The sequence below is a fragment of the Pseudoclavibacter sp. VKM Ac-2888 genome (genome assembly GCF_015351285.1).
Classification (GTDB): domain Bacteria; phylum Actinomycetota; class Actinomycetes; order Actinomycetales; family Microbacteriaceae; genus Pseudoclavibacter.
The window spans coordinates 693,608-718,873 of record NZ_JADKSM010000001.1 but is presented as its reverse complement, the minus strand read 5'-3'; the positions used below and the strand labels follow the sequence as shown (position 1 = coordinate 718,873).

The 25,266-nt window shown below is 68.1% G+C and carries 25 protein-coding genes; 11 read left to right on the top strand and 14 right to left on the bottom strand.

What is annotated here, in order from left to right; genetic code table 11:
• Window positions 1-10: 10 nt before the first annotated feature.
• The 5 genes from ITJ61_RS03425 to ITJ61_RS03405 form a co-directional block, all read right to left on the bottom strand.
• Window positions 11-511 carry a DUF1990 family protein gene (locus ITJ61_RS03425; protein ID WP_194685437.1) on the bottom strand — a complete coding sequence of 167 codons (501 nt, stop codon included), beginning with the start codon at window positions 509-511 and terminating at the stop codon, window positions 11-13.
• A gap of 6 nt (window positions 512-517) precedes the next feature.
• On the bottom strand, window positions 518-1,564 hold the full coding sequence (locus ITJ61_RS03420) for a hypothetical protein (protein ID WP_194685436.1): 1,047 nt from the start codon (window positions 1,562-1,564) through the stop codon (window positions 518-520).
• 110 nt (window positions 1,565-1,674) lie between these two features.
• On the bottom strand, window positions 1,675-2,652 hold the full coding sequence (locus tag ITJ61_RS03415) for a zinc-binding dehydrogenase (RefSeq protein ID WP_104306846.1): 978 nt from the start codon (window positions 2,650-2,652) through the stop codon (window positions 1,675-1,677).
• 2 nt (window positions 2,653-2,654) lie between these two features.
• On the bottom strand, window positions 2,655-3,077 hold the full coding sequence (locus ITJ61_RS03410; RefSeq protein ID WP_104241389.1) for an organic hydroperoxide resistance protein: 423 nt from the start codon (window positions 3,075-3,077) through the stop codon (window positions 2,655-2,657).
• Window positions 3,078-3,079: 2 nt separating this feature from the next.
• A complete protein-coding gene (locus ITJ61_RS03405) occupies window positions 3,080-3,538 on the bottom strand; it encodes a MarR family winged helix-turn-helix transcriptional regulator (protein ID WP_181059309.1) in 459 nt (152 codons plus the stop codon).
• Window positions 3,539-4,002: 464 nt separating this feature from the next.
• On the opposite strand from ITJ61_RS03405, the gene ITJ61_RS03400 reads away from it, so the two are divergent.
• A complete protein-coding gene (locus tag ITJ61_RS03400) occupies window positions 4,003-4,209 on the top strand; it encodes a hypothetical protein (protein ID WP_194685435.1) in 207 nt (68 codons plus the stop codon).
• 90 nt (window positions 4,210-4,299) lie between these two features.
• On the opposite strand, the gene ITJ61_RS03395 is transcribed toward ITJ61_RS03400, so the two are convergent.
• Window positions 4,300-4,980 carry a Pr6Pr family membrane protein gene (locus tag ITJ61_RS03395; protein WP_323744293.1) on the bottom strand — a complete coding sequence of 227 codons (681 nt, stop codon included), beginning with the start codon at window positions 4,978-4,980 and terminating at the stop codon, window positions 4,300-4,302.
• A 64-nt stretch (window positions 4,981-5,044) separates the two neighbouring features.
• Here ITJ61_RS03395 and ITJ61_RS03390 point away from each other — a divergent pair, with 64 nt between their 5' ends.
• Window positions 5,045-6,076 (top strand): sensor histidine kinase, encoded by a 1,032-nt coding sequence (locus tag ITJ61_RS03390; RefSeq protein ID WP_194685433.1) that lies wholly within the window; start codon window positions 5,045-5,047, stop codon window positions 6,074-6,076.
• 35 nt (window positions 6,077-6,111) lie between these two features.
• On the opposite strand, the gene ITJ61_RS03385 is transcribed toward ITJ61_RS03390, so the two are convergent.
• From ITJ61_RS03385 to ITJ61_RS03370, 4 genes are all read right to left on the bottom strand, one after another.
• Entirely contained in the window at window positions 6,112-7,005 is an 894-nt protein-coding gene (locus tag ITJ61_RS03385) for an SDR family oxidoreductase (RefSeq protein WP_104298704.1), read from the bottom strand.
• Between the two features lie 52 nt (window positions 7,006-7,057).
• On the bottom strand, window positions 7,058-7,858 hold the full coding sequence (locus ITJ61_RS03380) for an SDR family NAD(P)-dependent oxidoreductase (protein ID WP_104306841.1): 801 nt from the start codon (window positions 7,856-7,858) through the stop codon (window positions 7,058-7,060).
• Between the two features lie 61 nt (window positions 7,859-7,919).
• Window positions 7,920-8,810 carry an SMP-30/gluconolactonase/LRE family protein gene (locus tag ITJ61_RS03375; protein WP_194685432.1) on the bottom strand — a complete coding sequence of 297 codons (891 nt, stop codon included), beginning with the start codon at window positions 8,808-8,810 and terminating at the stop codon, window positions 7,920-7,922.
• A complete protein-coding gene (locus tag ITJ61_RS03370; protein ID WP_194685431.1) occupies window positions 8,800-10,608 on the bottom strand; it encodes a glycoside hydrolase family 15 protein in 1,809 nt (602 codons plus the stop codon). Before ITJ61_RS03370 ends, ITJ61_RS03375 begins: the two co-directional genes overlap by 11 nt.
• 210 nt (window positions 10,609-10,818) lie before the next feature.
• Between ITJ61_RS03370 and ITJ61_RS03365 the strand changes: the two genes are divergently transcribed.
• The 6 genes from ITJ61_RS03365 to ITJ61_RS03340 are packed head-to-tail and all read left to right on the top strand — an operon-like array spanning window position 10,819 to window position 17,117.
• Window positions 10,819-11,889: an acyl-CoA/acyl-ACP dehydrogenase gene (locus tag ITJ61_RS03365; RefSeq protein ID WP_194685430.1), complete on the top strand. Its 1,071-nt coding sequence runs from the start codon at window positions 10,819-10,821 to the stop codon at window positions 11,887-11,889.
• Window positions 11,886-13,373, top strand: a complete 1,488-nt coding sequence (locus tag ITJ61_RS03360) for a PIG-L family deacetylase (RefSeq protein WP_194685429.1) — start codon at window positions 11,886-11,888, stop codon at window positions 13,371-13,373. Before ITJ61_RS03365 ends, ITJ61_RS03360 begins: the two co-directional genes overlap by 4 nt.
• Complete coding sequence (locus ITJ61_RS03355) at window positions 13,370-14,200, top strand: glycosyltransferase (protein WP_194685428.1); 831 nt, start codon at window positions 13,370-13,372, stop codon at window positions 14,198-14,200. The genes ITJ61_RS03360 and ITJ61_RS03355 overlap by 4 nt, the downstream gene beginning before the upstream one ends.
• Window positions 14,197-14,724, top strand: coding sequence for a hypothetical protein (locus tag ITJ61_RS03350; protein WP_104241378.1), 528 nt, complete (start codon window positions 14,197-14,199; stop codon window positions 14,722-14,724). Before ITJ61_RS03355 ends, ITJ61_RS03350 begins: the two co-directional genes overlap by 4 nt.
• Entirely contained in the window at window positions 14,721-16,148 is a 1,428-nt protein-coding gene (locus ITJ61_RS03345; RefSeq protein WP_194685427.1) for a phytoene desaturase family protein, read from the top strand. The genes ITJ61_RS03350 and ITJ61_RS03345 overlap by 4 nt, the downstream gene beginning before the upstream one ends.
• Before the next feature lie 30 nt (window positions 16,149-16,178).
• The gene (locus ITJ61_RS03340) at window positions 16,179-17,117 is read left to right on the top strand and encodes an aldose 1-epimerase family protein (RefSeq protein WP_194685426.1); all 939 of its coding nucleotides are present in this window, start codon (window positions 16,179-16,181) and stop codon (window positions 17,115-17,117) included.
• 2 nt (window positions 17,118-17,119) lie between these two features.
• Here ITJ61_RS03340 and ITJ61_RS03335 read toward each other — a convergent pair whose 3' ends face one another.
• Window positions 17,120-18,106, bottom strand: coding sequence for a LacI family DNA-binding transcriptional regulator (locus tag ITJ61_RS03335; RefSeq protein ID WP_181064971.1), 987 nt, complete (start codon window positions 18,104-18,106; stop codon window positions 17,120-17,122).
• 174 nt (window positions 18,107-18,280) lie between these two features.
• Here ITJ61_RS03335 and ITJ61_RS03330 point away from each other — a divergent pair, with 174 nt between their 5' ends.
• The 3 genes from ITJ61_RS03330 (at window position 18,281) to ITJ61_RS03320 (ending at window position 21,239) form a co-directional block, all read left to right on the top strand.
• Window positions 18,281-19,105, top strand: a complete 825-nt coding sequence (locus ITJ61_RS03330; RefSeq protein WP_104298714.1) for a Nif3-like dinuclear metal center hexameric protein — start codon at window positions 18,281-18,283, stop codon at window positions 19,103-19,105.
• A gap of 101 nt (window positions 19,106-19,206) precedes the next feature.
• On the top strand, window positions 19,207-19,941 hold the full coding sequence (locus tag ITJ61_RS03325; protein ID WP_104241373.1) for a zinc ribbon domain-containing protein: 735 nt from the start codon (window positions 19,207-19,209) through the stop codon (window positions 19,939-19,941).
• A 149-nt stretch (window positions 19,942-20,090) separates the two neighbouring features.
• A complete protein-coding gene (locus tag ITJ61_RS03320) occupies window positions 20,091-21,239 on the top strand; it encodes an ABC transporter ATP-binding protein (protein WP_104241372.1) in 1,149 nt (382 codons plus the stop codon).
• 204 nt (window positions 21,240-21,443) lie between these two features.
• On the opposite strand, the gene ITJ61_RS03315 is transcribed toward ITJ61_RS03320, so the two are convergent.
• The 3 genes from ITJ61_RS03315 to ITJ61_RS03305 form a co-directional block, all read right to left on the bottom strand.
• On the bottom strand, window positions 21,444-22,406 hold the full coding sequence (locus ITJ61_RS03315) for a carbohydrate ABC transporter permease (protein ID WP_104241371.1): 963 nt from the start codon (window positions 22,404-22,406) through the stop codon (window positions 21,444-21,446).
• A complete protein-coding gene (locus ITJ61_RS03310; protein ID WP_104241370.1) occupies window positions 22,403-23,533 on the bottom strand; it encodes a carbohydrate ABC transporter permease in 1,131 nt (376 codons plus the stop codon). Before ITJ61_RS03310 ends, ITJ61_RS03315 begins: the two co-directional genes overlap by 4 nt.
• Before the next feature lie 111 nt (window positions 23,534-23,644).
• Window positions 23,645-24,961, bottom strand: coding sequence for an ABC transporter substrate-binding protein (locus ITJ61_RS03305; protein WP_194685425.1), 1,317 nt, complete (start codon window positions 24,959-24,961; stop codon window positions 23,645-23,647).
• Window positions 24,962-25,266: the final 305 nt, after the last annotated feature.

Genomic DNA, 25,266 nt, shown 5'->3' with positions numbered 1-25,266 from the left:
CCCCATGCTGTCACGGGCGACTCCTCAGCGCCTCGAGGTACCGCCGAGTCATCCCCGTCTGCACGCGCCGGGCGATCGGACCGCCGATGCGCGTGAACCAGCGACCCGGAGCCGAGAACGCGACGATGCTGAACACGACCTCATCCGTTTCGGTCAAGCGGACCTCGAACCGTTCCTCACCTCGTTCCGGATGCCCGGGCAGCGTCCCATATGCGAAGCCACAGGAAGTCGAGGTGCGCTCGGCCCAGACGACGAGGCAGGGGATTCGGAACCGTAGCGGCCCCATGCGCAACCGCATGACCACGCGCGTGCCCTCGCGAAGCGGGACATCGGAGAGCTGAACCTCGGCTCCTGCTCGGCGCTGCGCCTGTCCTTCGAGCAGCTCGGCGGCTGCCCGCTCGAACGTGCCGCGCCCGTGCCCGATGACGAGCGACTCGCGGACGTGGTGGTAGCCGCTCGGCAGCCTCTTCTCGGCGGTTGCGCCGACCTCCGCGTAGGTGAGCTCGGACATCGGGCGTCAGTAGTTCGCGGGCTCGTCGACCGCGGACGCCGAGACGACCGCGGCGATCTGCATGCCCTCTGTTGCGCTCGTGAACAACGCCACGAACAGGTCGTCGCCCACTGGCCAGAGGTCGACGTGCTCGATCGACGTCACCACCAGCTTGTTTGCCACCCAGGAGTCCTTCGCTGGCGCTTCAGCCCGCGGGGCGCCCCATGCCGCGATGAACGCGGACCGCACGTCACTCATCAGGCTGGCGAGGGTCGTCTCTTCGTCGAGCCCGGTTGGCTCCCGCCCCGTGATGATCTCCAGCTCGTGCCCCCAGGCTGCGGTCGTCAGCCGCAGTCCATCGAGTCGACGGAAGCGGATGCCGTCGATACGCGGTTCGTGGAGCAGCTTCCTGCAGGCCGAGACGACCGCACCGATGTCCACGGACGGCAGGACGAACGGGGTGGTGTCCGGCTCCGGTGCGGGACCCCCGGCCGGGACTTCCAGCTCCTCGCCCTTGACCTCACCGACCCAGGCGTCGAAGGGGTCCGGCTCGCGGACCGACCACTCCGGTGGCACGGAGACATCGAACTCCTGCTCGACCCAGGCGCGGAACTCTGCGAGGGCAGCCACCGATTCGGCGTCTTCGTCGATGGGTGCTTCGCCGATGGAGTAGCTGTTCAGCTCCAGGTAGCCGATGGCCAGGAGGCGGAGGAAGTCGACGGCGTCGTCAGCGACGAAGAGTCGCTCGCCCTCGGAGCCGAGGACGACCACGCGCACCTCGTCGGAAGGGTCTCGCCAGAGCGCCGCGAAGCCTCCGGTTCCGTCGGTCTGGCCGAGGGGGAACAGTCGGTCGTGTCCGTTCTCTCCTGGCTCGAACCAGCCGGTGAGCGTCTCGGTGGGTGAGAAGGTGATGCCGAGCTCTGCCGTTCCGGCGTACGGAGTCAGGAAGTAGCCGTGCTTGTTCTCGAACCCCCACCCCTGAGCCTCCATCCACGTCCAGGCCCGTTCGAGGGGCTCCGGGATGCTCATCCCCGGCGGGAGCTTCGGTGCGAGGAGCTGTGAGAGTTTCGACATGGCTCAAGCATGCCTGCGTCGTTTGAATGAGTCCGGAGAGTGAAGCTGCGTCCGGACGACGAGAGCCCCCGCCCCACACTTCGTGGGACGGGGCAGGGGCTCGGCGGGAGCTACGGGCGGAGCAGCACCTTGCCGACACGGCCGGAGGTGAGGCTCGCCTCGACCGCATCCGTGATCTGCTCGAATGGGAACACCTCGGCTACAGGAACCGTCAGCTGACCAGATCCGAGGTGCTGGAGCAGCTCCCCGAACAGGCGCTGCTTGAGGCCGGCGTCGATGGACTGGCTGACCTTGCTGCCCCAGAATCCGCGCACCGTGGCCTGCTTGAAGATGACGTCACCGGAGGACAGCTCGAGCGTGGGGGACGCCATGGCGCCGAAGACGACGAGCTCGCCGTTCTCGGCGAGGAGCGAGAGCACCTCGCCGGCGGACTTGCCGCCCACCGACTCGATGCCGACCTTGATGGGTGCGCCGCCCGTGATCTCGGCGACCCGGTCCCGCCAGCCCTCGGAGCTGGTCGCGACGATGCGCTCGATGCCCTGCTCGCGCAGCTCCTCGACGCCCTCATCGCGGCGCACGAGGCCGACGACGTTCACGCCTCGCGCGGCTCCGAGCTGCGCGATCATGCGGCCGACCGCGCCATTCGCGGCGTTCTGCACAAGCCAGTCGCCGCGCTCGAGGCCAAGCGACTCGAGCAGGCTGATGGCGCTGAAGGGCATCGCGACGAGCTGCGCGGCCGCTTCGTCCGGGACGGAATCCGGCACGGGGACAAGGCCTGCAGCCGGGGTGGTCACGTACTCGGCCCAAGCGCCGAACGACCCGCCAGTGGCGACCCGCTGACCGACAGCCAGCGAATCGACCTCGGCGCCGAGCGCGTCGACGATGCCGACGGCCTCGGTTCCGGCCCGCGCCGGCAGCTCCGGCTTGAAGCCGTAGGTTCCACGCACGGTCCAGAGGTCGTGGTTGTGGATGGGGGAGAGCAGGATGCGCAGGCGCACCTCGCCGGGGCCGGGCTGCGGAAGCTCGTGATCCTCGACGGTCAGGACGTCCTGGGGTTCTCCGAAAGTGGAGTGGGTGATGGTGCGCATGTTCAGTCCTCCGAGACTGTGATCGTGACGTCGATGTTGCCGCGGGTGGCGTTCGAGTAGGGGCAGACCTGGTGGGCGGCGTCGGCGAGTGCCTGTGCTTCGTCATGTCCCAGGTTCGGGATCACGACTTCCAGCAGCACGGCGAGCTGGAATCCGCCTTCGCCGTTCGGCCCGATGTGCACGCGGCCGCCAACGCTTGAGTCTCGAACGTCGACCTTCTTGCCTCTGGCGACGGCGTGCAGCGCCGAGTGGAAGCAGGCCGCGTATCCCGCGGCGAAGAGCTGCTCGGGGTTCGCGCCGCCGCCTGGCCCGCCCATCTCCTTGGGGATGGCCATCGTGAGGTCGACGGTGCCGTCGCTCGTGACGACGCGACCGTCTCGTCCCTGGCCGGTCGAGAGCGCTTCCGCGGTGTAGAGCACGTCCACAGCTAGTCCTTCTTTCCTTGTGATTCCGCCTGTGCGGCGGTGGTTTGCATGGTCTCAGTCAGGTGCTGCAGCGTGCGCAGGAGCGCCGCCGCCGATTCCTGGCTGTCGAGGCCGGTCCCCGCGGCGATGCGGGCCGGGATGTGCGAGAGCTGTCCGCGCAATGCGGTGCCGCGCTCGGCGAGTGCGACCACGACGACTCGTTCGTCACCTCGACGTCGTTCGCGGGTGATGAGTCCTGCATCCGCCATGCGCTTCAGGAGCGGTGAGAGGGTGCCGGAGTCGAGCTGCAGGAGCTCCCCGAGGGAGCTCACCGATTGCTCGCCGTCGTTCCAGAGGATCACGAGCACGAGGTACTGCGGATACGTGATGCCAACTGGCTCGAGCAGCTTGCGGTAGGCCTGCGTCGTGGCGCGGCTTGCGGCGTAGAGGGAGAAGCAGATCATCTCGTCGGTTACCGGCATGGATAAAGCATTGCACACAAGTGAGTTGTGCACAACTCAATCTGGGAAGGGAGCAACGCTTGCCCATGTGGCGGCTCAGGTCAGGTCTGGACTGGCAGAGCCGTGCACGCCGGGCCTCAGCACGACGACGACAGGGCCACCTGCGCGACCGGGGAACCGTGACCTGAACGTAGCTGTCCGGGCCGATCAGAGGGGATAGATTGATGGCTCCCCAACACGGAGGAGCGCCTGTGGCCCGCCCGTCGTCGAACAAGCGTCGCAGCCCCGGAGCGAGCGGCGCGAAGCGCGTCCGAACGACCACGCGGGCAGGTCGCGGGAATGCCCGCCCGCCGCGCGTCGGCTCGACGACAGCGAAGCGGAGCCAGCCGCCCCGCCGGCAGAACTCCTCCGCGCGGACTGCGACGCGTGCGAAGCGTTCGCCGAGCGCGCGCCGCGCGACTCCCTGGTGGACGCAGCCGACGACCGTGACCTCATCGCTCCGCTATCCCCGCCTCGCGGCGGCCGGCTTCCTGCTGGTTGTCACCGCCGTCACGCTCGCCGCCACGTTCGGAATCCTGTGGCTGTTCGTCCCCGACGTCGCTCTGCGCACCCTCGAGCAGTGCATCCAGTTCGGGACGCGCCTTGTGGGTCTCGGCCAGGCGTTGGCCGACGCCGTGGCTCGGCTGCTCTGACCGACCGCGGTCTTCCGCTCGCCCACCGTGCTCGTGCGACCGTGCGGGGCCTCGACGAACGGCTGACGTCAGCGAGCGGATGCCCGCAGTTCAGAGCCGTGGGCGGATCGTGGAGGTGACTCGCTGCTGAACTGTCGCCCCGAGCAGGCCGCGGAATCGCGAGGCCCACCAGACGAGCGACGCGGCCGCGATGAGGGCGACGAGGAGGCCCACGACGTGGAGCGCCAGGAGAGCAATGCCGCGCTCCGGCAGCAGGAAGCCGTATGGCACCCACCCGTCAGTCGCGCCTCGCAGCAGCACGACGAGCATCCACAGGAGCGGGTAGGGGAGCACGAGCCAGAGCCCACGCCACGGGAGTGGGCGGCGATCTCCGACGAGCAGCCAGTCGAGGACCACGTAGGCGGGGAAGACCACGTGCAGGATGGCACTGACCCAGGGAGGTGCGGAGCCAGTTCCGGGGACGAGGGTGTTGTAGATCACCCCGACGATGATCATGCAGCTCGTGGCGATCGCACGCAGCAGGGTGAGCCAATTTGGGGCCGTGCGCCCGCGGACAGCGAGGACGCCAGCGGCGATGAGGAGCAGACTCGTGAACAGGCTCGTCTGATTTGTGAAGTAGCCGAAGAAGTCGAACGGGTTGTCGTCGCCGACCTCGATTCTGCCCGCGTAGGTGAACCCGAGCAGCCCGATGATGCCGAGCCCGACGGCGATCCGCAGCGCAGCGACAGGGGCAGGCGCCCTCGCGGTCGTCGTCTTCGGAGTGCTCGTCACCTGCGTCAGCCTAGGGCCGCGCGGCTGACACGTGACTGCGACCGGCCCATCTACGATCGGGACCGTGACCGACGACTCCCTCCTTCGCGACCAAGCAGCCCCCGACTCGCCCGAAGCCGGGTTGGCCGATGCCATCGATGAGGTCCTCGAGACCGCGACGACGCTGCTCCTCGAGCGTGGCGACGCCGCCGTCGAGGACGGGCAGCTTGATCCGGTGTTCCGAGCCCACGTCGTCGGCATCCTCACAGAGGCGTGGACGAGGTTGGCCGGTCTCCGCGACTACGGGCACCTGCAAGCGCCCGCCGCGATGGATCTGGGCCTCATGCAGGCGACCGCCGATGTCCTCCTGTCGCAGGGATTGCACCCAGCGCAGCCCCTCGTCTCGGCGAACCTCCTGTTCGAGACCGCGCTCCCCGTCTTCGCGGGTCGCCTTCCTGTGCCGACCGTGACCGTCGCGCTCGTCCTGCACGCGAGCGTCTTCGGCAGGTTCGTCCCCGGTGCGCTCGCCTACGCCGAGACGCTGCGCACCCAGCTCTCCGGCGTCCAGCGAGTGGCCGAGCTCAGGCTGGCTCGCCAGCTTCGCGAGACCGTGCTGCCCTCGCTTGCCGGCGATGACGCTGCCCTCGTGGAGGCGATGGCCTGGGATCTGGAGCGTCCCGCCCCCGCAGGCTTCCCGGATGCCCTCATGGACTACGCCGCGCACGAGCTGGCGGGCGCGGCTCCCGTCGAGGTCACGGAGATCGGGACGAGGGGAGCGGTATCGGCACCAGCCGCCGAAGAGCTCCACGCGATCGCCGTCGAGGCGATCCGGAACGCCCGGCGGCATGCAGGGGCGAGCCGCATCGACGTGGTTGTGCTCTGGCGGCCCTCCACGCTGGTGCTCACGGTCACCGATGACGGCACCGGCGCCGCAGCGCCCCTCGAGCAGCTCGCGGCGACCACGTTCGGGGTTGCATCCATGCGTCAGCGCGCAGCGCTGGTGCACGCCCGTATCCGCTTCGAGACGGACGAGACCGGAACGACCGTGACCATCACCTGCCCGACGACGGCTGGTCCGGAGGCGACCCCGGAAACGAGCGCGGACGCCCGAGCCTGAGGCCCGGGCGTCCGCTTCCGTGGGACAGGGGAGCCCTACGGTGTCGGCATGCCGCCGTTCACGTTCAGTGTCTCGCCGAGCACATAGCTCGACTCGGGCGACGCGAGGAAGACGTACGCGGGTGCAAGTTCAGCCGGCTGACCCATGCGGCCGAGCGGCGTGTCCTCGCCGAACTCCTCGACCTTCTCCGGCGGCTGCCCGTCTGTGACCTGCAGGGGCGTCCAGATCGGTCCGGGGGCGACGGCGTTCACGCGGATGCCCTTGGGCGCGAGCTGCTGGGCGAGCGCCTTCGTGAAGGCGTTGATGGTCGCCTTCGTCGACGCGTAGTCGACGAGGATGGCCGCGGGCGAGTAGGCCTGGATGGACGTCGTGTTGATGATCGTCGAACCCGGCGGGAGGTGGGGGATCGCGGCCTTGGAGATCTCGAACATCGCGTAGACGTTGACCTTGAACGTCTCGTCGAACTGCTCGCTCGTGAGCGTCGTGAGGTCTTCGTTGAAGATCTGCTTGCCCGCGTTGTTGACGAGGATGTCGAGTCCGCCGAGCTTCGCGACCGCCGCATCCGCGAGGCCCTTCACGTACTTGTCGTCGGTCAGGTCGCCGGGGAGCTGCACCACGTTGACGCCCGCGTCCTGGGCGATGGCGGTGATCCGGTCGGCGTCCTCCTGCTCCTCGGGCAGGTAGGCGAGCGCTACGTCGGCGCCTTCGCGGGCGAACGCGATGACCGTGGCGGCGCCGATGCCGGAGTCACCGCCGGTCACGAGTGCGCGACGCCCCTTGAGGCGCCCGGATCCCTCGTAGGTGCTCTCGCCCAGGTCCGCCGTGTCACGGAGCTTCGCGTCGAGGCCCGGCTCGGTCTGGTCGTCGGAGTTCGGCGTGATCTCGCTGTAGAGCTTGGTGGGGTCGGTGAAGGTGTACTGATTTGCCATGTTCGTCTCCTGTACGTGGTGTCTGTCGTGGTGTGCGGGCGCCGAGCGGCGGCTAGATCGTCGCGACCGAGCCCGAGTCGACCCGGTAGTTCGAGCCGTTCACGAACGAGGCCCGGTCTGAGCAGAGGAAGGTGATGACGGAGGCGACCTCGCTCGGCTCGCCGCGGCGGCCCAGCTCCATGTACGGTCGCTCCTCGTCGAGGAACGACTCGATCGCCTCGTCGACGTCCGTGCCGAGCTCCTTGGCGCGCTTCTCCATCATCGCGTCGGTCATCGGCGTCGAGATGAAGGCCGGGGAGACCGCGTTCACGAGCAGTCCCTCCGACGCGTAGCTGCGCGAGAGTCCTTTGGAGAGCGCGAGGATGCCGGCCTTCGCCGCGCAGTAGGGAAGCTCGTCGTCGTAGGGCTGCACCGCATCCTCGGAGGCGAGGAACACGATCCTGCCCCAACCGCCCTTGCGGAGCGAGGGGAGGAACTGCCGGACGAGCCGGACGGGACCGAGCAGGTCGATCTCGACGGTCTTCGTCCATCCCTCGTCGTCGATCTCGTGGAATAGCCCCTGCGCCCCGGTGATCCCCGCGGACTGCACGAGGATGTCGATGTCGCCGACGTGCTCCTGCACGAAGCCGTGCAGTTCGGCGAGCTCATCGAGTCGGGTGATATCGGCCGCGTGCGCGAATAGCCTGCCGTCCGGCGCCTCGAGCTTGGCGGCCGCCTCCGCGAGTGCGTCCGGGTCCTTGTCGCTCAGGACGACGATCGCGCCCTCGTCGAGCAGCTGCCTGGCGGTCTCCCAGCCGATGCCGGAGTCCCCTCCGGTGATGAGTGCCTTCTTGCCGGTGATGCCGAGATCCATGTGCGTGTCTCCAGTCTTGGTTCGAGAAGTGACGTGCGTGGGGAAGAGAAGAATGAGGGGGTCACTGCGGGCTCGCGGATGCCCCGAAGACGTTGGCGGGGCGACCGTGACCGACGCCTTCGATGGCGAAGATCGAGCCGCTGAGGGGTGCGTCGACGAGGTCGCTCTCGGTGAGGTTCTCTCGCGCCGTTCCGACGAACAGCGTCGAGAGCCCGTCGCCGCCGAAGGCGACCGACGTGACGTTCGGCGCCGGAAGAGTGAGGTCACCCAATGGCGATGCGCTGGCGTCCCAGTGCGCCACGCGTCCAGCCCCGTAGATGCCGTTCCAGAACGAGCCGTCGACGTCCCTGGCCAGCCCGTCCGAGTTGCGCCCGTGGATGAACGGCTCCAGCTCGCCGAGGTCGTCGGGGCCAGGGCCGTAGCTCGCCCGGTAGATGGTCTGCGTCGACGTGTCGGTCACGAAGATCGTGTCGCCGGAGTCGCTCCATTCGAGGCCGTTCGTCGTGTGGAACCCACCGAGAAGCAGTCGGACGGTGCCGTCGGCGTCGAAGGTGTACAGGGCTCCATCCGCCGCGGGCGACGTGGTGTTCATCGACCCGACGACGAAGCGGCCGAACGGGTCGACCTTGCCCTCGTTGAAGCGGATGCCACCGTGGGAGTGGACGACGGAGGCGATGGTCTTCTGCAGCTCACCGTCCGGCCCGAGCACGACGATGCGGTCCTGGAGCGACGCCACGAAGCCACCCCCGGCGGCTGGCTGCACGGCGCTGACCGGGGCGGGGAGAGCGGAGACTCGGTCGTCGCTGCCGTCGCGAGCCCCGTCGAGCCTCGCCCGATGGAAGGTGCCCATCGTGATGTCGACCCAGGCGAGTTCGGAGGTGCGAGCATCCCACCAGATGCTCTCGACGAGCACCGAGCGCAGCTCGCGGAAGACGGTCGGTTCACTGGTCATCTGTGGCTTCTTCCGGTGCGAGCTGTCTGATCAGGAGGGCGGCGTTGATGAGCGCGAGGTGGCTGAGTCCCTGCGGGAGGTTGCCCCAGAAGGCACCGTCGCCTGTGGCGATCATCTCGGCGAGCAGCCCGACGTCGTTGGTCTGCTCGACGAGCTCGTCCATTGCCGCGATCGCCTCCGAGGAACGGCCGACGCAGGCGAGCGCCGAGACCCGCCAGAAGGCGCAGGCGACGAAGGTGTGCTCTTCGCTGGCGACTCCCGAGTACCGGTAGAGGAGAGCGCCGTGGCCGAGTTCCCTGCTCAGTGCGTCGATGGTGGACGACATGCGCTCACCGCGATCGAAGCCGCTCGGCGCGTGGAGCAGCACGGAGGCGTCGAGGCGATCCGAGCCGGGATGCATGACGTAGCTGGCGAGCTCCTCGGACCAGCAGTGCTCCAGCGTCCACGCTCGGATGCGCTCCCGTTCCGCTCGCCAGCGGTCGACGTCTCCTTCGATGTGCGCGCCCTCCGCGAGCGCGATCGCGTCGTTGAGCGCTTGCCAGCACCCCATCTTGGAGGAGGTGTAGTGCTGTTCTTCGCCGAGTTCCCACATTCCTGCGTCTCGCTTGCGCCAGTCGTCGCAGGCCTTGTCGGCCACCTTGGCGAGGAGTCGTGCGGTTTCGACGTCGAGGAGGTTGCCGTCTTCGACGTAGGTGCGGCTGATGGCGATGAGGTCGCCGTAGATGCCGAGCTGCAGCTGCCCTTGCGCGGGGTTTCCCGTCACGACGGGGCCGTTGCCGCGCCACCCGGGGACGTCGTACTTCTCGACGCCCGCGCACGTCTCGCCGTTGAGCGAGTACATGACGTAGATGTCCGGGCCCTGCTCGCGGATGGTGCGCAGCAGCCAGGAGATGGCCGCGTGCGTCTCCTCTCTGAGTCCGAACCAGACGAGGGCGTGCGCGGTGTAGGCGAGGTCGCGGATCCAGGCGAACCGGTAGTCCCAATTCTTGCCGCCTGCCGGGTTCTCGGGCAGCGACGACGTCCCCGCCGCGGCGATAGCACCCGTGGGACTGTAGATGAGGAGCTTCAGCGCCAGCGCGCTGCGCTGCACCTGCTTGGACCATGGGCCTTCATAGGAGAACTCCTCGGACCAGCTCAGCCAGCTCTCGATGGTTCGGTCGATGCCCTTGTCGACGTTCTCTGGCTCGGGAACGCGGAGGGGCTCGCCCTCGGTGGCGGTCAGGACCAGCAGGTGTCGCGAGTCGGGTGCGGTCGTGAACCCGCCGCGGAGCTCGGCCTCCTCCGCTCCGCTGCGTGGGTCGGCGCTCTCGGGGCCGTGCTCGCTGCCGACGACGGCGAGGGAGAGCTCACCGCAGCGGATGATGGTGTGCTCACCGACGCGGTCGAGCCACGGGGATCTGGTGCCGAGCATCGTGCCGGGTACGACGCGCCAGGTGAACTCGACGCTGCCTTCGATGCCGTCGATTCGTCGGGCGAGCTCGGCCCAGGGCAGGCGCCCGGCGACGCCCGTGACCATGGCGTCGGTGACGAGTGCCACACCGCTCGCGCTCGTGTAGGTGGTCTCGAGCACGTTGGTCTGCTCGATGTAGCGCCTCGTGGACGTGAAGTCGCCCGCGGGGGTCAGCTCGACGTACCCGCCGGTCTTGTCGTCGAGGAGGCGCGCGAAGACGGGGAGCGAGTCGAGGTTGGGCAGCGGCAGCCAGTCGACTCGCCCGTCGGGCGTGACGAGGGCGATGGTGCGCCCGTCGCCGATGGCGGCGTAGTCGCGAAGGGGGAATCCGGGGGGAGTCTGCGTCATGAGGGTCACGACGCTACGGGAAGGCTCGGTCCGCTCCGTGGGAGTTTCCTCCGCGTGCCTGAGCGCCTGCCGCTACTCGGGAGCGCGCATGATTATCGGGTCGCTCACCTGGTGTCAACCCTCCTGTGCCCTCACGGTCGGCGTGCGTAGCGTGCTGTGGACCGGGGAGTGCAGCGTCCCGCCGTTGGGTATGGCTGGAGGGAGAACAGGGTGCTCGAGTTCATTGGCAGGATCGGGGTCGACGCCGACTTCTGGGACGGCAGCGCCCGGCTCCTCGAGGCCGCCGAGGAGTGCGCAGGGGACGCCCCGCAGATGCTCGGCGTCCTGCGCGAGCTCCCTCCTGTCCCAGTGCCTGGACGCGGTCGCACTCGCTCGCTGCTGCATCTGCTGTCGAGCATCGCTGCGATCGATCTCACCGCCGCCCGTGTCGTCGAGCCGCACTTCGACGCCGCTGCGATCCTCGCGCAGGCGGGGGCAGAAGCCGGAGGCGGTGAAGCCTGGGGCGTCTTCGCTTCTGCGTCGCCGGTGGCTGTCCGCTGGCTTTCGGGAACGGACTCGCACAGCGTCGCCGAGGCTCCGGACGCGGAGCTGACCGGCACCAAGCGCTGGTGCTCGCTCGCAGCGAAACTCGATCGTGCACTCGTCACCGCGTCGGATTCGACGGGGGAGTGGATGTTCGTGGTCGACCTCCGGCAGGCGGCGGTGGTGCCGCGTGAAGGCGGGGCACCCTTGACCGGCCTCCGTGGAGTGCCGAGCGGGCCGGTCGATCTCCACTCGGCGACTGCGAGAGCCGTGGGGGATGTCGCCGACTGGTACACCTCGCGTCCGGGGTTCGCTTGGGGTGGGATCGCGGTCGCCGCCGTGTGGTTCGGGGGAGCGGTGGCCCTCGGGCGTGCGCTCGAACGCGCTGTGGGCGGCAGGGAACCGGACCAGCTCGGTCTCGCCTGGCTCGGTGAGGCGGATCGTCTGCTGCACGGCGTCCAGGTCCAGCTCGACGACGCCGCCGACCGCATCGACGCGGGAAGCGCCGACTGGGCTCTTGCCCAACGGGTGCGCGGGAACACCGCCTCCGCCTGCTGGCGCCTGCTGGCACTCTGCGGAGAGGCCATGGGGCCTGGCCCCCTCGCCTTCGACGCCACGCACGCACGACGTGTCGCCGACCTCACCATGTACCTCAGCCAGCATCACGGAGCCCGCGACGACGCAGCGCACGGGCAGCAGCTCGCGGCCGCGCTGCACCGCTCCTCCGAAGCCCCATCGATCTCGGGGGACGACTCGTGATCGGCGCCGCATCGGTGGAGTTCACACATCTGGACACGGGGACACCAGAGGCAGCCTGGCTGGAAGCCGGTATCGAGCACCTTCCGACCCTCGCGCTGAAAGATGCCCTCGGCCCGGAGACGCTGCTCATCGTCGGAGCCGCGCACCCCGACGACGAGTGCCTCGGCGCCGCCGGCCTCATCCGCAGGGCACTCGCGGCCGGAGCCGCCGTGCGCGTCCTGCTGTGCACCTGGGGCGAGGCCTCGCACCCAGCTTCGCCGAGCGTCGAGCCCCCGGCGCTCGCCGAGCTGCGACGAGCAGAGTTCCACGAGGCACTCAGACGGCTTCGCACGAGTCCGTCAGCGGGGTCCGAGGCCACCGGCGGCCAGTCGGGCTCCATCGAGTCGGTCGAGCTCGGCCTCGGCGACGGCCAGCTCTCGCAGTCCACCGACCTCATCGCAGACGCCGCAGCGAAGATGGTCCGGGATTCGCCGGCACAGCGTGTCGTCATCGCCGCGCCCTACCGGAGAGACGGACACACGGACCACGACACCGTCGGTGCCGCGCTCGCGCGGGCCGCCGCCGAGTCCGGCGCGCTGCTCCTCGAGTTCCCGATCTGGTTCTGGCACTGGGCACACCCCGCGCGCGACAGCGAGTGGCGTCACTGGATGCGGCTCCCGATCTCACCGCGTGAGACCGACGCCAAGGCGGCCGCCCTCGACGCGCATGCCTCGCAGCTGCACGCGCTCTCCGACGAGATCGGCGATGAGACGGTGCTCGGGGCCAGCCAGGTCGAGCACTTCTCGAGGAGCTTCGAGGTCTTCCGGGTGACGGCGAGCGCGACGCGCGACGCCGGCTCGGCGAGTCACACGTTCGATGGCGTCCATGCAGACGCGGACGACCCTTGGGACCTTCGGTCCAGCTGGTACGAGCGGCGCAAGCTCGCCCTCATGGTCGGGATGCTGCCCGGCGAGACGTACCGGCGCGCCCTCGAGATCGGCTGCTCCATCGGCGAGAGCACCGCAGCGCTCGCTGAACGGTGCGATCACCTGCTCGCCGTCGACGCGAGTGCCACCGCCCTCGGCCTCGCCGCGGCGAGACTCGCCGATCTCACGGGCGTCGATCTGGCCAAGGCAACCCTGCCGCACGACTGGGACAGACTCGGTCTCGGACCCGGTCAGCTCGATCTCGTCATCGTCTCCGAGACCGGCTACTACCTGGCGGAGGACGAGCTCTGCGAGCTCCTCGCCAACTCCCGCCGAGCCCTCTCGCCGACCGGCGTGCTCGTCCTCTGCCACTGGCGTGGTCCGATCGACGGCTGGCCGCTCGACGGCGACCGAGTGCACGCCCTCGCAGCGCAACTCGGCATGCGCAGCCTCGCCTCCTACGTGCAGGACGAGACCCTCATCGACATCTACGAGAACGGGATGCCGCCGAGTGGCGGTTCCTGCTTCGCCTCGGCCGCAGCCTCTGGTGCGGGGCAGTCTGCGAGCGCGGCCGGATGACGGTGACGAGTCCGGTGAGCGGTCCGGCGACCGGTGCGGGGAGCTCGAGCACCCCCATCCGCGATCTGCGGATCGTGGTGCCCGCCCGCGACGAAGCGGAGACGCTGGCCGAGTGCCTCGCCGCGTTGACGGTCGCGATGGACTCGATCCGCTGCGCGAGCGCAGGTGTTCGGGTGCAGCTTGTCCTCGTCCTCGACAGCTGCCGCGACGCGAGCGCGCGGATAGCGGCCCGAGCCTCCGAGCGGGACGAGCGCATCCGCGTGATCGAGGGCCTGCACGGCTCTGTCGGCGAAGCCAGACGAGCGGGGGTGAGGGCCGCCCTCAGCCTCAGCTCCGGGGGCGACCCGACAGCCGTCGACCCGACCTCGACGTGGATCGCCTCCACCGATGCCGACTCCGCCGTGCCGCGGGGCTGGCTGCTCACACAGCTCGAGTTCGCCGACGCAGGCATCGACCTCCTGCTGGGGACGGTGAACGTCGAACCCCAGTCGGATGCTCCGCACATCGAGGCCGGGTGGCGTCGGGACTACTCGAGCGTCGAAGGGCACCCGCACATCCACGGTGCCAACCTCGGCGTCCGGGCCTCTGCCTACCTCGCCGCCGGTGGGTTCCCTCCGATCCGGGAACACGAGGACACCGGCCTCGCCGCCGCGGTCAGCGCGTGCGGCTTCACCGTGCATTCGACGGCTAGCTCACCCGTCCTGACATCGGGACGGCAACGCGGACGCACGCCGGGCGGCTTCGCTGGCTACCTGGAAGACCTGTGCGCCCCGAATCTCGAGCCACGAGACAATCGGGATACGGCAAGCGAGAGGAGCAGGGCATGACAACGGCACGAGGATTCGACCACGACGTCTACGCGGGGTATCTCAACGCGCACCTCCTGGCCTCGGAGGCGGGGCTGCGCGCATTCAAGTCAGCCAAGGCAACGTGGGCCGGATCGCCGCACGAGCAGACGATGCGGTTGCTCATCGCCCACATCGCGGCCGACCGCCGCGACCTGGCGTCGCTCATCGATCAGCTCGGCTACCGCGAGTCGTTCCTGAAGCTCTGGCTCACGAACGCGGCGCGCGTGGCCGGCACATTCAACCCGGTGAACATCCTGCGCCTCAGGCAGCGCCCGAGCACGCAGCTCGAACTCGACACCCTCACCGGCATGGTGCGCGCCAAGCTCTCCATGTGGGAGGCGCTCATCGCAGTGCAGCCCCGGGACCCGCGACTCGTGCTCTCCGGCTTGCAGGAACTCGAAGCCCGTGCGCACACCCAGATCGAGCTCATCCAGAGCATCAGCCGCGACTCCGTCGAGGAACGATTCCTCGAGCAGGACCCACGGGCGGGCGCAGGGCGGTGAGCCGCCGAGCGGTTGTCGTCGGGGCGGGTCCGAACGGACTCACAGCTGCAGCGCTCCTTGCGAGGCGCGGCGTCGAGGTCACCGTGTACGAGCGGGACCCCCAGATCGGAGGAGCGGCGAGGTCCGCCGAGCTGTTCGGGCCCGGTTTCGTGAGCGACCTCGGGGCTGCGGCGCATCCCTTCGGCGTCGCGAGCCCGGCGTTTCGCGAGCTTGAGCTCGAGCAGAACGGGCTCGAGTGGGTGCAGCCCGAGATCCCGATGGCGCACCCGCTGCCAGGCGGCCGCGCGGCGATGCTGCACAGGGACATCGAACGCACGGTCCAGGAGCTCGGTGTCGACGGCCCCAACTGGCGACGCCTGCACGAGCACTTCTCGCACCATCCCTTCGAGACGGTGGAGAACGCGATGGGTCCGCTCCTGCGAATTCCCCCGCATCCCGTCGACATGGTGCGACTCGGGGTCTTGGGGGCCCTGCCGGCGGCGACGCTCGCGAACCTCGTCTTCCGAAGCGGCGCGGCCAAGGCACTCCTCGCCGGCTCCTCGGCGCACGCGACGCTGCCGCTCACCCGACCGCTGACATCGGCGTTCGGCATCGCCTTCGGCGCCCTCGGCCACAGCACCGGGTGGCCCGTGGCGAAGGGCGGCTCGGCGAGCATCACGGATGCGCTCGCCAGGGTGCTGCTCGCCAACGGCGGCCGGATCGAGACCAACGCAGAGGTCACCGACCTCCGCGACCTCCCGCGGGCTGACGCCGTCCTCCTCGACCTCACGCCGAAGCAGATCCTCCGCATCGCCCCCGAGCAGCTGGAGTCGCGCTATGCCGCTCACCTCGCACGATGGAAGTATGGGGCTGGCGTGCACAAGATCGACTACCTGCTCGACGGGCCCGTGCCGTGGGAGGACGCGCGGGTCGCGTCCGCCGGCACCGTGCACGTCGGCGGGGAGTTCCGGCAGATCATCGAGGCCGAACGCGACATCAACCGCGGGCGCATGCCGGAGAAGCCGTTTGTCATGGTCACGCAGCAATCCGCTGCGGACGCGAGCAGGACACACGATGGCAGGCAGGTCCTCTGGTCGTACGCGCACGTCCCGAACGGGACAGCGCTCGACGTGCGCCCAGCCCTCGAAGCACAGATCGAACGCTTCGCGCCAGGATTCGCAGACGTGGTCCTCGAACGTCGAGAGTGGTCGCCGAGCGCGCTCGAAGCGTGGAACCCGAACCTGGTCGGCGGTGACATCGGCGGCGGTTCGATGGCGGGCACGCAGCAGCTGTTCCGGCCGGCGCCCTCGCTGCATCCCTACCGCGCCGGACGACGGGGACTCTACGTGTGCTCGTCGTCGACGCCGCCCGGGGGCGGGGTCCACGGCATGCCGGGTCTGCACGCTGCACGCGCCGTGCTGCGCGATTGGGCACGCCGCGACTGAGCCGTCGGCGCGTCCCGCTACGGTGGACGCATGCATCCACCAGTCACCGGTCCCCAGCACGAGGTTGTGAGCGGACGAGTCCGCGTCAAGGTCGGCCGGGTCGCTGCGGTGCTCCGTTCCCTCGAGGTCGGCGGCGTGCAGCTCGTCGAGGACTTCGGCGACGATGTCCTCCCACCCTTCGGCGCTGGCCTGACGCTGTTCCCCTGGCCGAACAGGGTCAGGGATGGCCGATGGGCGCACGACGGGAAGACGCAGCAGCTCGACATCACGGAGCCAAGCAAGGGCAATGCCTCGCATGGTCTTCTGCGCAACACGGAGTACGCGGTCGTCGGAGAGACAGGCTCGGGCCTCGAACTCTCCGCGACGGTGTTCCCGCAGCACGGCTGGCCCTTCACGCTCCGCCACACGGTGCGGTACGAGGCCGTCGACGACGGTCTCGTCGTCACGCACACGGTCGCCAATCTCGGCACGCAGAAGGCGCTCTTCGCGGTCGGAGCTCACCCGTACTTCCGCGTCGGAGAGGAGCCGATCGCCGATCTCGTCGTCAGCGCCGACCTCGTCGAGCGCGTGCTGCTCGATGATCGACTGCTCCCGGTCGGAACCGAGCCCGTCGTGTCGGGAGGAACGTTCGACCTTCGTGCGGGTCGCAGGGTGGGCGATCTCGACCTCAACTACGCCTTCCGCGTCCGCCCTTCCGGTGACCGCACGCTGCTGAGCGTCGAGTCCGCGGCCGGGGCTCGCCTCGAGCTCTGGGGCGACGCCGACTTCCGGCACCTCCAGCTCTACACGCCCGCCAACTTCCCCCGCCCCGAAGAGCACCACGGAGGCACTGGTCTTGCGTTCGCCGCGGAGCCGATGACGTCACCACCGGACGCCCTCAATTCGGGCGTCGACCTCATCGAGCTCGACGTCGCGCAGGTCTGGAGCGGTTCGTGGGGAGTTCGCTTCTCGCCGGCAGACGAGAGCTGAGCTCAGACGCCCTTGCCCGAAGAACGGCGGACGACGAGCCGCGGTTCGACGAGCAGTTCCTGCGGCAGCGATTCGTTGCCCGCCTCGGCCTCGATGAGCCACCTCGCGGCTTCTCGTCCGATGACCCCGTTGTGCGGGTCGACGGAGGTGAGCGAGACACCGGCGATGGATGCGAGGAACGAGTTGTCGTAGCCTGTGAGCGCCACGTCGTCCGTCGTCAGGCCGCGCTCCTCGAGTGCACGTTGTACGCCGAGGGCGGCAAGGTCGTTTGGTGCGATGATCGCGGTCGGCTGGGTCGCACGGGACAGCAGGCTCGTCGCCGCGACGTAGCCTCCGAGCTCGGTGAAGTCGCTCTCCTGGACCTGCACGTGTCCGGAGAGTCCGTGCGCCGTCATCGCTTCCTCGTAGGCTTCCGCCCGGCTGCGGCCGGCGGCGGCAAGCCCTCCGAGATGCGCGATGTCGCGGTGGCCGAGGGAGGTCAGGTGCTCGACCAGGAGCGCGAGGCCCTTGCGGTCGTCGGTTCGCACGCAGCCCGCGTTCGGCAGCCCTTCGGCAAGGCCGGATGCCACGACGACGGGACGATCCTCCGCGAGAGCACCGAGCGAGGCGGCATCAGGAAGGGAGCCGGCGATGAGGACGCTCCTCGGCCGCAGATCGCTGAGCGTCGCGATCGTGCCCTCGTCGAGCTGGCGCACGGTCCCCGACTCTGGCAGCACGGCGGTTGTCATCAGCCCGCGCCGACCGGCCCGGTCGAACTCCAGGCTCGCCGCGTCGATGATCTCCGCGAACACGGGGTTGATCGGGTCTGCCACGAGAATCCCGATGAAGTCGCTCATGTTGGTCGCCAGCGACCTCGCGAGCAGATTCGGTCGGAACCCCAGCTCTTCGGCGGCTGCGAGCACACGGCTCTTCCGCGCCTCGCTGACCTTCTCCGGATCGCTGTACACGAGCGAGACGAGCGACTTGGACACGCCGGCAACCGCCGCCACGTCGCGAATCGTTGGACGCTTTGCGGGATTTGGGACAGCACGACGCTGTTGCTCTGACAAGAGGTCTCCTGGGGGAAACTCTGGGAGAAGGGCTCCGGGGGAGGGAGCTTCGGAGTGCTAACACTACGCGGAAAGTGCGGTACCCGACGGCAGCACCGCCGGTAGAATCGCCCCATGGTGACCCGACTGCGCGACGTGCTCATTTTCGGAGAGCGGAACTGGCCCTCGTCAGGAGCGGAGTCCTGGGACTCGGTCGGTCTCGTCTCCGGCGCGCTCGACGCTGAGGTGGGCCGCATCCTCCTCGCAGTCGATGCCGCCCAGCTGACCGTGAGTGAAGCCGTCGACACATCCGCCGACCTCCTGCTCGTGCATCATCCGCTGCTTCTGCGCGGCGTCACGACCGTGGCGGAGTCGAGCGCGAAGGGCTCGCTCCTCGCGCAGCTCATCCGCGCGGACTGCGCGCTTCTCGCAGCGCACACGAACGCCGACGTCGTGGAGACCGGCACGTCGGCGGCACTCGCCGCTGCGCTCCGGCTCGAACAGGTCACGCCGATCGTGCCGTCCGCAGACAACCCCGACCGCGGCCTCGGACGCGTCGGCGTCCTCCCGCAGCCCATGACGCTCGGGGCGCTCGCACGGGCTCTCGCGGGCATACTGCCGGCAACCGCGACGGGGATCCGAGCAGCGGGCTCCTTCGACCGCCTCGTCGAGACCGTCGCGCTGTGCGGCGGAGCCGGCGACTCGCTGCTCGAGGACCCGAAGGTCGTCGGGGCCGACGTCTACATCACGAGCGATCTTCGCCACCACCCGGCCTCGGAGTCGCTCGAGCAGACACTCGCACGCGGTCGGGGGCCCGCACTCATCGACACCTCGCACTGGGCGAGCGAGTGGCTGTGGCTCGACCATGCTGCTCGTGAGCTGCGCGCGGAATTCCCGCAACTCGACGTCGAGGTGTCCGAGCTCCGCACCGACCCGTGGGAGTTCGCCATTCCCCAGTAGTGCGCGGCGGGCCACGTGCGCGCCCTGCGCGGGCGGCACACGACTTCACGACAGAATGAGGGAACTATGAACGACAACCAAGACATGAACCGGGGCCAGGCATGAAGGCCAGCGAAGCAGACCAGCGCCGTCTGCTCGACCTGGCCGAGGTCGACACCAAGCGCCGCCGTGTGCAGCACGTCGCGAAGAACCTGCCAGAGCAGCACCACCTGAACGCCCTCGACGAGGAGCGGACGAAGCACCGCGCTGAGGTCGTGCAGCTGCTCGGTCAGCTCGAGGACTCGCGCAGCGAACTCAAGAAGATCGAGTCGGATGTGGAGACTGTCGAGGCGCGTCTGAAGCGCGACAACGACCGGCTGCAGGGTGCGTCGAGCCGGAAGGACATCGAGGCGCTGCAGCGCGAGATCGAGGTGCTCCAGCGGCGCCGCACGATCCTCGAGGACGGCGAGCTCGTGGTCATGCAGCGCGTGGAGGAGCAGACCGCGGCGCACGAGGGCGCGCTCGAATCGCAGCGAAGCGTCGAAGACCGCGCGCGGGAGCTCACGGTGCTGCGCGACGCCGCTCGCGACAACCTCAAGGGCGAGTACCGTGTCCTCTCCGAGCAGCGGGCGAGCGTCCTCGCGAGCCTGCCGGCTGACCTCGTCGCGCTGTACGAGAAGCAGCGTGAGCGCTACGGCGTCGGCGCGGCCGAGCTCATCGGCAACATCACGACCGGAACCAACGTGGCTCTCGACCGGCCCGAGCTCGAGAAGATCCGCCGCGCCGCGCCGGATGACGTCGTGATCTGCCCGGACTCTGGCGCCGTCCTGGTCCGCACGGAGAAGTCCGCGCTCTGATCTGAGAAAGTCGAGCGCCCGCCGCTGAGTTCTGACATACTCAGTGGCGGAGCGCCGACGGCGTCGCTTGAAGTGAAACGCATCGTTGCTCCTCACCTATTACTACGGATCGTCCGGCACGTACCTGCCGGTAATGAGGGAGTACTCCTATGGCAACTGTGACCTTTGAAAGCGCCTCGCGCGTCTACACCGAGGGCGCTCGTCCCGCGGTCGACAGCCTGGATCTCGAGATCGACGACGGAGAGTTCCTCGTCCTCGTCGGACCATCCGGCTGCGGCAAGTCGACATCGCTGCGCATGCTGGCAGGGCTCGAAGAGGTGAATCACGGCCGCATCCTGATCGGCGACCGCGACGTCACGCACCTCCCGCCCAAGGACCGCGATATCGCCATGGTGTTCCAGAGCTACGCGCTCTACCCGCACATGACGGTCGGCGAGAACATGGGCTTCGCGCTCAAGATCGCTGGCATCAACAAGGAAGAGCGCGCCAAGCGTGTCCTCGAGGCCGCCAAGATCCTCGACCTCGAGCCGTACCTCGACCGCAAGCCGAAGGCGCTCTCCGGTGGTCAGCGTCAGCGTGTCGCCATGGGTCGCGCCATCGTGCGCAGCCCCCAGGTCTTCCTCATGGATGAGCCGCTCTCCAACCTCGACGCGAAGCTCCGTGTGCAGACGCGTACGCAGATCGCGAGCCTCACCCGCCGCCTCGGCGTCACCACGGTCTACGTCACGCACGACCAGACCGAGGCCCTCACAATGGGTGACCGCATCGCGGTCCTCAAGGACGGGGTCCTCCAGCAGGTCGGAACGCCGCGCGAGCTCTACGCGAAGCCGAAGAACGTCTTCGTCGCCGGCTTCATCGGCAGCCCGTCGATGAACATCTTCGGTGCCGACCTCACCTCAGAGGGCGTGCGCTTCGGAACCGACGTCATCCCGCTCGAGCGCGCCACGCTGGCAAAGCTCAAGTCCGGTACCGCCACGGTCGGAGTCCGCCCCGACGACATCATCATCTCGCGCGAGGAGAAGCCGGGCCTCAAGGTCGAGGTCGACCTCGTCGAGGAGCTGGGCGCTGAGGGCTACCTCTACGGCCACTCGATCATCGACGGAACGCGCACGGACATCGTCGCTCGCGTCGACGGCCGCAGCCACCCTGAGGTGGGCGAGACGATCTACGTCACCACGGACAACGACCACATCCACATCTTCGACCCGGAGACCGAGCAGCGCATCAGCGGTGCGCTCACGGAGGCCATCCGCCTGCAGGAGGCGAACGACGCTCTCGCGAGCGGAGCCGCCAACTAGCACGCTTCTCCAGAGCGGCGAACGCCCTCCCCAGATCACAGATCTGGGGAGGGCGTTCTGCTGTGCGACCGAGGAGGTGCGTCGGTATGGGGGAGGGGAGCGAGGGAGCGGGCACCACGAACTGCTGCGTCAGCGCACGACTGAGGGGGAGCCGGCTGGCTCCCCCTCAGTCGTGTGATGCGAGCGCCCGAGGCGCCGACGGGACTAGCCCTTCGTGGATCCTGCCAGCAGGCCGCGGACGAAGTAGCGCTGCAGCGAGAAGAACACGATGAGGGGCACGAGGATGGAGAGGAACGCACCAGCCGTGAGGAGCGGCCATTCCTGACCACGCGAACCCGTGATCTCGGCAAGCAGCTTCGTCATGGGGGCCACCGCACCGTCCGCGAAGACGAGCGCGACCAGCAGATCGTTCCAGACCCAGAGGAACTGGAAGATGCCGAACGAGGCCACGGCGGGCAGCGTCAGCGGCACGATGATGCGGAAGAAGATCTGGCCGTGGCTCGCACCGTCGACGCGAGCTGCCTCGATGACCTCACGCGGGATCTCCGAGATGAAGTTGTGCAGCAGGAAGATGGCGAGCGGCATGGCGAAGATCGAGTGAGCGATCCACACCTGTGCGAAGCCAGCATCTGCTCCGAACGCGGCGATCACGGGGACACCGAAGATCTCACCCCGGGCGAAGAGCTGCAGCAGCGGCACGAGTGCCATCTGGATCGGCACGACCTGGAGGGCGAAGACGAGGATGAACAGCCAGTTCTTGCCCTTGAAGTCCATCCACGCGAACGCGTACGCGGCGAGCAGCGCGATCGCGAGCGGGATGACCGTCGCGGGGAGCGCGATGACGATGGAGTTCAGGAACGCCTGCGCCATCGTGAGCTGCGTATTGCCGGAGGCGAGCACCTCGACGTAGTTGTCGAAGGTCAGGCCCCAGTTCTGGAAGATCGTCCACCAGCCGGTGCTGACGACCTCCGCCTTGGGCCGGAACGAGGAGACGAAGAGCCCGAAGGTCGGGATGGTCCACACCACGGCGATCGTGATCGCAGCGATGGTGGCCCAGCGGCTGGTGAGGTTCTTCTTCACCTTGCCGCTTGTGCTCTTCTCGCCTCGTGCGAGCTGTTCCGCCGTCTTCGTGTCGACGGGCAGTTCGACTGGAACGATGGCGCTCATCGGATCTCCCTCTGCTTCTTCATCTGGTTCGCGTTGTAGATGATGATCGGCAGCACGAGGATGAACAGCACGACCGCGAAGGCGGCCGATCGTCCGGTCTCGAAGGTCTTGAACTGCGTGTACATCTCGTTCGCGATGACGCTCGTGTCGTTCGCGCCCGCGGTCATCGTGCGAACGATGTCGAAGACCTTGAGCGAGGCGATGGAGATCGTCGTGACGACGACGACGAGCGAGGAACGGATGCCGGGGACCGTGACGTTGATGAATCGCTGCCACGGGTTGGCACCGTCGAGTGACGCGGCTTCGATCTGGTCCATCGGAACGCCCTTGATGGCGGCCGAGAGCACGACCATGGCGAAACCGGTCTGCACCCAGATGAGCACGATGATGAGGAAGAACGTGTTCAGTGGCGACTCGGCGAGGAAGTCGTATGGCTGCCCGCCGAACCAGACGATGATCTGGTTGAGGAGGCCGATCTGGTCCTGATCGGCTGGTCGTGCCGTGTACATGAACCGGAAGATGATGGACGCGCCCACGAACGAGATCGCCATGGGCATGAAGACGAGCGCCTTCAGGAACTTCTCACCACGCGACTTGTCGATGAACACGGCGTAGGCGAGGCCCGCGACCGTCGACAGGATCGGCGTCACGACGACCCAGATGATCGTGTTGAGGACGGTCCGGATTCCGCTTGGCTGCGTGAAGATCCAGATGAAGTTCTCGAGGCCGACGAAGTCGCCTGACTTGTTCGTGAACGCCTGGCCGGTGGTCTGGATGCTCGGGACGATGAGTCCGATGATCACCAGGATCAGCGCAGGTGCGAGGAAGCCGATGAGGCCGATCAGGTAGCCGGCGCCTTCACGCGACCGCTGGTCGAACCAGAAGAGCAGCGCACCGAGCAGGATGGCGACGATTGCCGCCCAGGTGTAGGTGCCGAGGATGAACACGAGTGCGACTGGGACTGCGATGCAGACGACGAGCCGCAGGATCGTGTATTTCTTGCCGGGTCGAGGGGCGAGCTCGACGAAGTAGACGATGAGCGCAACCACCGCGAGGAACGCGATGATGACGATCGGGACTTGCAGGAGTGGCGGCAGTTGGGCCAGCCACGTGAAGAAACTTGCCATTGTGACCTTCCAGGGTGGCAGACAAGCACGTGCGCGGGGGACGTCGTCGTCCGTGCGGTGGAATGCGTGTGGAGCACCCGGCGCGACGCCGAGTGCTCCACAACACGGTGCTTAGCTGGAGGGCCAGCCTGATTCGATCTGGGTGGTCACGGTGTTGACGTCCGTGCCGTTGATCCAGTCGATGATGCCCTTCCAGAACGTTCCTGCTCCCACTGCCGAGGGCATGAGGTCAGATCCGTCGAAGCGGAAGGTCGTCGCCGGGTCCTGGAGGATCGCGATGGACTCCTGCAGGATGGGGCTGGACGCGCTTGCCGGGTCGAGACCCGTGTTCGCGCTGATCACGCCTCCGAGGGAGACGCGGCTGTTCGCCCACTCAGGGCTGGAGAGGTACTCCTGGACCTTGACCGTGTCCTCGTCCGCGTTGAACGATCCCACGATCTCGCCGCCGCCCGTGACGGCGAGTTCCTTGCCCTCGACGGGCGGGGTCATGAAGGCCCAGACGTCGCCGTCCTCACCGACAGTGCCGCCCGCTTCGGTGATGAAGCCGTCGTAGAAGGAAGCCTGGTGGTGCAGCGCGCACGTGCCGTCGACGAGCTTCGCGGCTGGGTCGCCGAATGCGGTCGAGTTGATGGAGCGCACGTCGCCGAAGCCTGCGTTGACGTAGTCGGGGTTCGTGAGGATCTTGCCTGCTTCATCGAACGCGGCCTGGATGCGCGGGTCGGTGAAGGGAATCTCGTTCGCGACCCACTGGTCGTAGACCTCTGGTCCCTGCTGGCGGATGACCAGGTCTTCGATCCAGTCGGTGCCCGGCCAGCCGGTTGCGGCGTCTGAGCCGAAGCCGGCGCACCAGGGCGCGGTTCCGGTCTTGGCCTGGATCTCGCCGGTGAGCGTGATGAGCTCTTCCCACGTCTTCGGCACTTCGTATCCGTTGTCCTTGAAGAACTTCGGCGAGTACCAGACGAAGCCCTTGAGGTTCGCCATGAGTGGCGCCCCGTAGACCGTGCCGTCGAACGAGGAGTACGTCTTCCAGTCTTCCGACCAGTACTGCTCGAGGTTGCTGACGACGCCTTCCGGTGCCTCCGTGAGCAGGCCGCCACTGGCGAGGTCGCCCATGAGGCCGGGCTGCGGGAAGATTGCGATGTCCGGCGGGGTACCGCCCTGGGCTCGAACGGAGATCTGCGTCTCGAACTCCTTGGAGCCTTCGTAGACGATCTCGATGCCGTTCTCTTCCGCCCAGCCGGCCCACGATTCCTCGAGGAGCTCGGCTTCGGCGTCGACGATCGTGCCGTAGATCGTGACCTTGTTGTCGCTTGGGCCGCCCGAGCTGTCCTGCACGCCGGGGCCACCGGAACAGGCGGTCAGGGCGAGACCGGCGACTGCGAGTGCGGCAACCGATGTTGCGGCACGTCGCTTCGTGGATGTTGTCATTGAACTCCTCCTTAAGTCCTTGACTGCGAGCGAACCGCCGTTCCGGGCAGTCATTGCCCAGATTTGCTGCAAGAGCTCGTCGGTTCGGCTACGACATTCCTGAGAGCTGCGTGTGGAAATGCCGTGCGCTTTTGGAGCGTACACGAACTCCTCAGTTGATCCACGCCGTTCACTAAGTCGTTATGAAGGGATGTCCAGCTGCGGTGAATATGGCACGTTCCTCGCTCTGACCCCTGCTCATGGAAGCATCATTCGCTCACGCTGGGTCAGGTTGTCTGGACAATTTCCGGAGCGTTCTCCAGGCA

What these genes read in the sequence shown, in the direction of transcription:
- ITJ61_RS03425 (WP_194685437.1), bottom strand. Translation starts at nt 511, where the DNA reads ATGTCCGAGCTCACCTACGCGGAGGTCGGCGCAACCGCCGAGAAGAGG.
- ITJ61_RS03420 (WP_194685436.1), bottom strand. Translation starts at nt 1,564, where the DNA reads ATGTCGAAACTCTCACAGCTCCTCGCACCGAAGCTCCCGCCGGGGATG.
- ITJ61_RS03415 (WP_104306846.1), bottom strand. Translation starts at nt 2,652, where the DNA reads ATGCGCACCATCACCCACTCCACTTTCGGAGAACCCCAGGACGTCCTG.
- ITJ61_RS03405 (WP_181059309.1), bottom strand. Translation starts at nt 3,538, where the DNA reads ATGCCGGTAACCGACGAGATGATCTGCTTCTCCCTCTACGCCGCAAGC.
- ITJ61_RS03385 (WP_104298704.1), bottom strand. Translation starts at nt 7,005, where the DNA reads ATGGCAAATCAGTACACCTTCACCGACCCCACCAAGCTCTACAGCGAG.
- ITJ61_RS03380 (WP_104306841.1), bottom strand. Translation starts at nt 7,858, where the DNA reads ATGGATCTCGGCATCACCGGCAAGAAGGCACTCATCACCGGAGGGGAC.
- ITJ61_RS03375 (WP_194685432.1), bottom strand. Translation starts at nt 8,810, where the DNA reads ATGACCAGTGAACCGACCGTCTTCCGCGAGCTGCGCTCGGTGCTCGTC.
- ITJ61_RS03370 (WP_194685431.1), bottom strand. Translation starts at nt 10,608, where the DNA reads ATGACGCAGACTCCCCCCGGATTCCCCCTTCGCGACTACGCCGCCATC.
- ITJ61_RS03355 (WP_194685428.1), top strand. Translation starts at nt 13,370, where the DNA reads ATGACGGTGACGAGTCCGGTGAGCGGTCCGGCGACCGGTGCGGGGAGC.
- ITJ61_RS03350 (WP_104241378.1), top strand. Translation starts at nt 14,197, where the DNA reads ATGACAACGGCACGAGGATTCGACCACGACGTCTACGCGGGGTATCTC.
- ITJ61_RS03340 (WP_194685426.1), top strand. Translation starts at nt 16,179, where the DNA reads ATGCATCCACCAGTCACCGGTCCCCAGCACGAGGTTGTGAGCGGACGA.
- ITJ61_RS03330 (WP_104298714.1), top strand. Translation starts at nt 18,281, where the DNA reads ATGGTGACCCGACTGCGCGACGTGCTCATTTTCGGAGAGCGGAACTGG.
- ITJ61_RS03325 (WP_104241373.1), top strand. Translation starts at nt 19,207, where the DNA reads ATGAAGGCCAGCGAAGCAGACCAGCGCCGTCTGCTCGACCTGGCCGAG.
- ITJ61_RS03320 (WP_104241372.1), top strand. Translation starts at nt 20,091, where the DNA reads ATGGCAACTGTGACCTTTGAAAGCGCCTCGCGCGTCTACACCGAGGGC.
- ITJ61_RS03315 (WP_104241371.1), bottom strand. Translation starts at nt 22,406, where the DNA reads ATGAGCGCCATCGTTCCAGTCGAACTGCCCGTCGACACGAAGACGGCG.
- ITJ61_RS03310 (WP_104241370.1), bottom strand. Translation starts at nt 23,533, where the DNA reads ATGGCAAGTTTCTTCACGTGGCTGGCCCAACTGCCGCCACTCCTGCAA.
- ITJ61_RS03305 (WP_194685425.1), bottom strand. Translation starts at nt 24,961, where the DNA reads ATGACAACATCCACGAAGCGACGTGCCGCAACATCGGTTGCCGCACTC.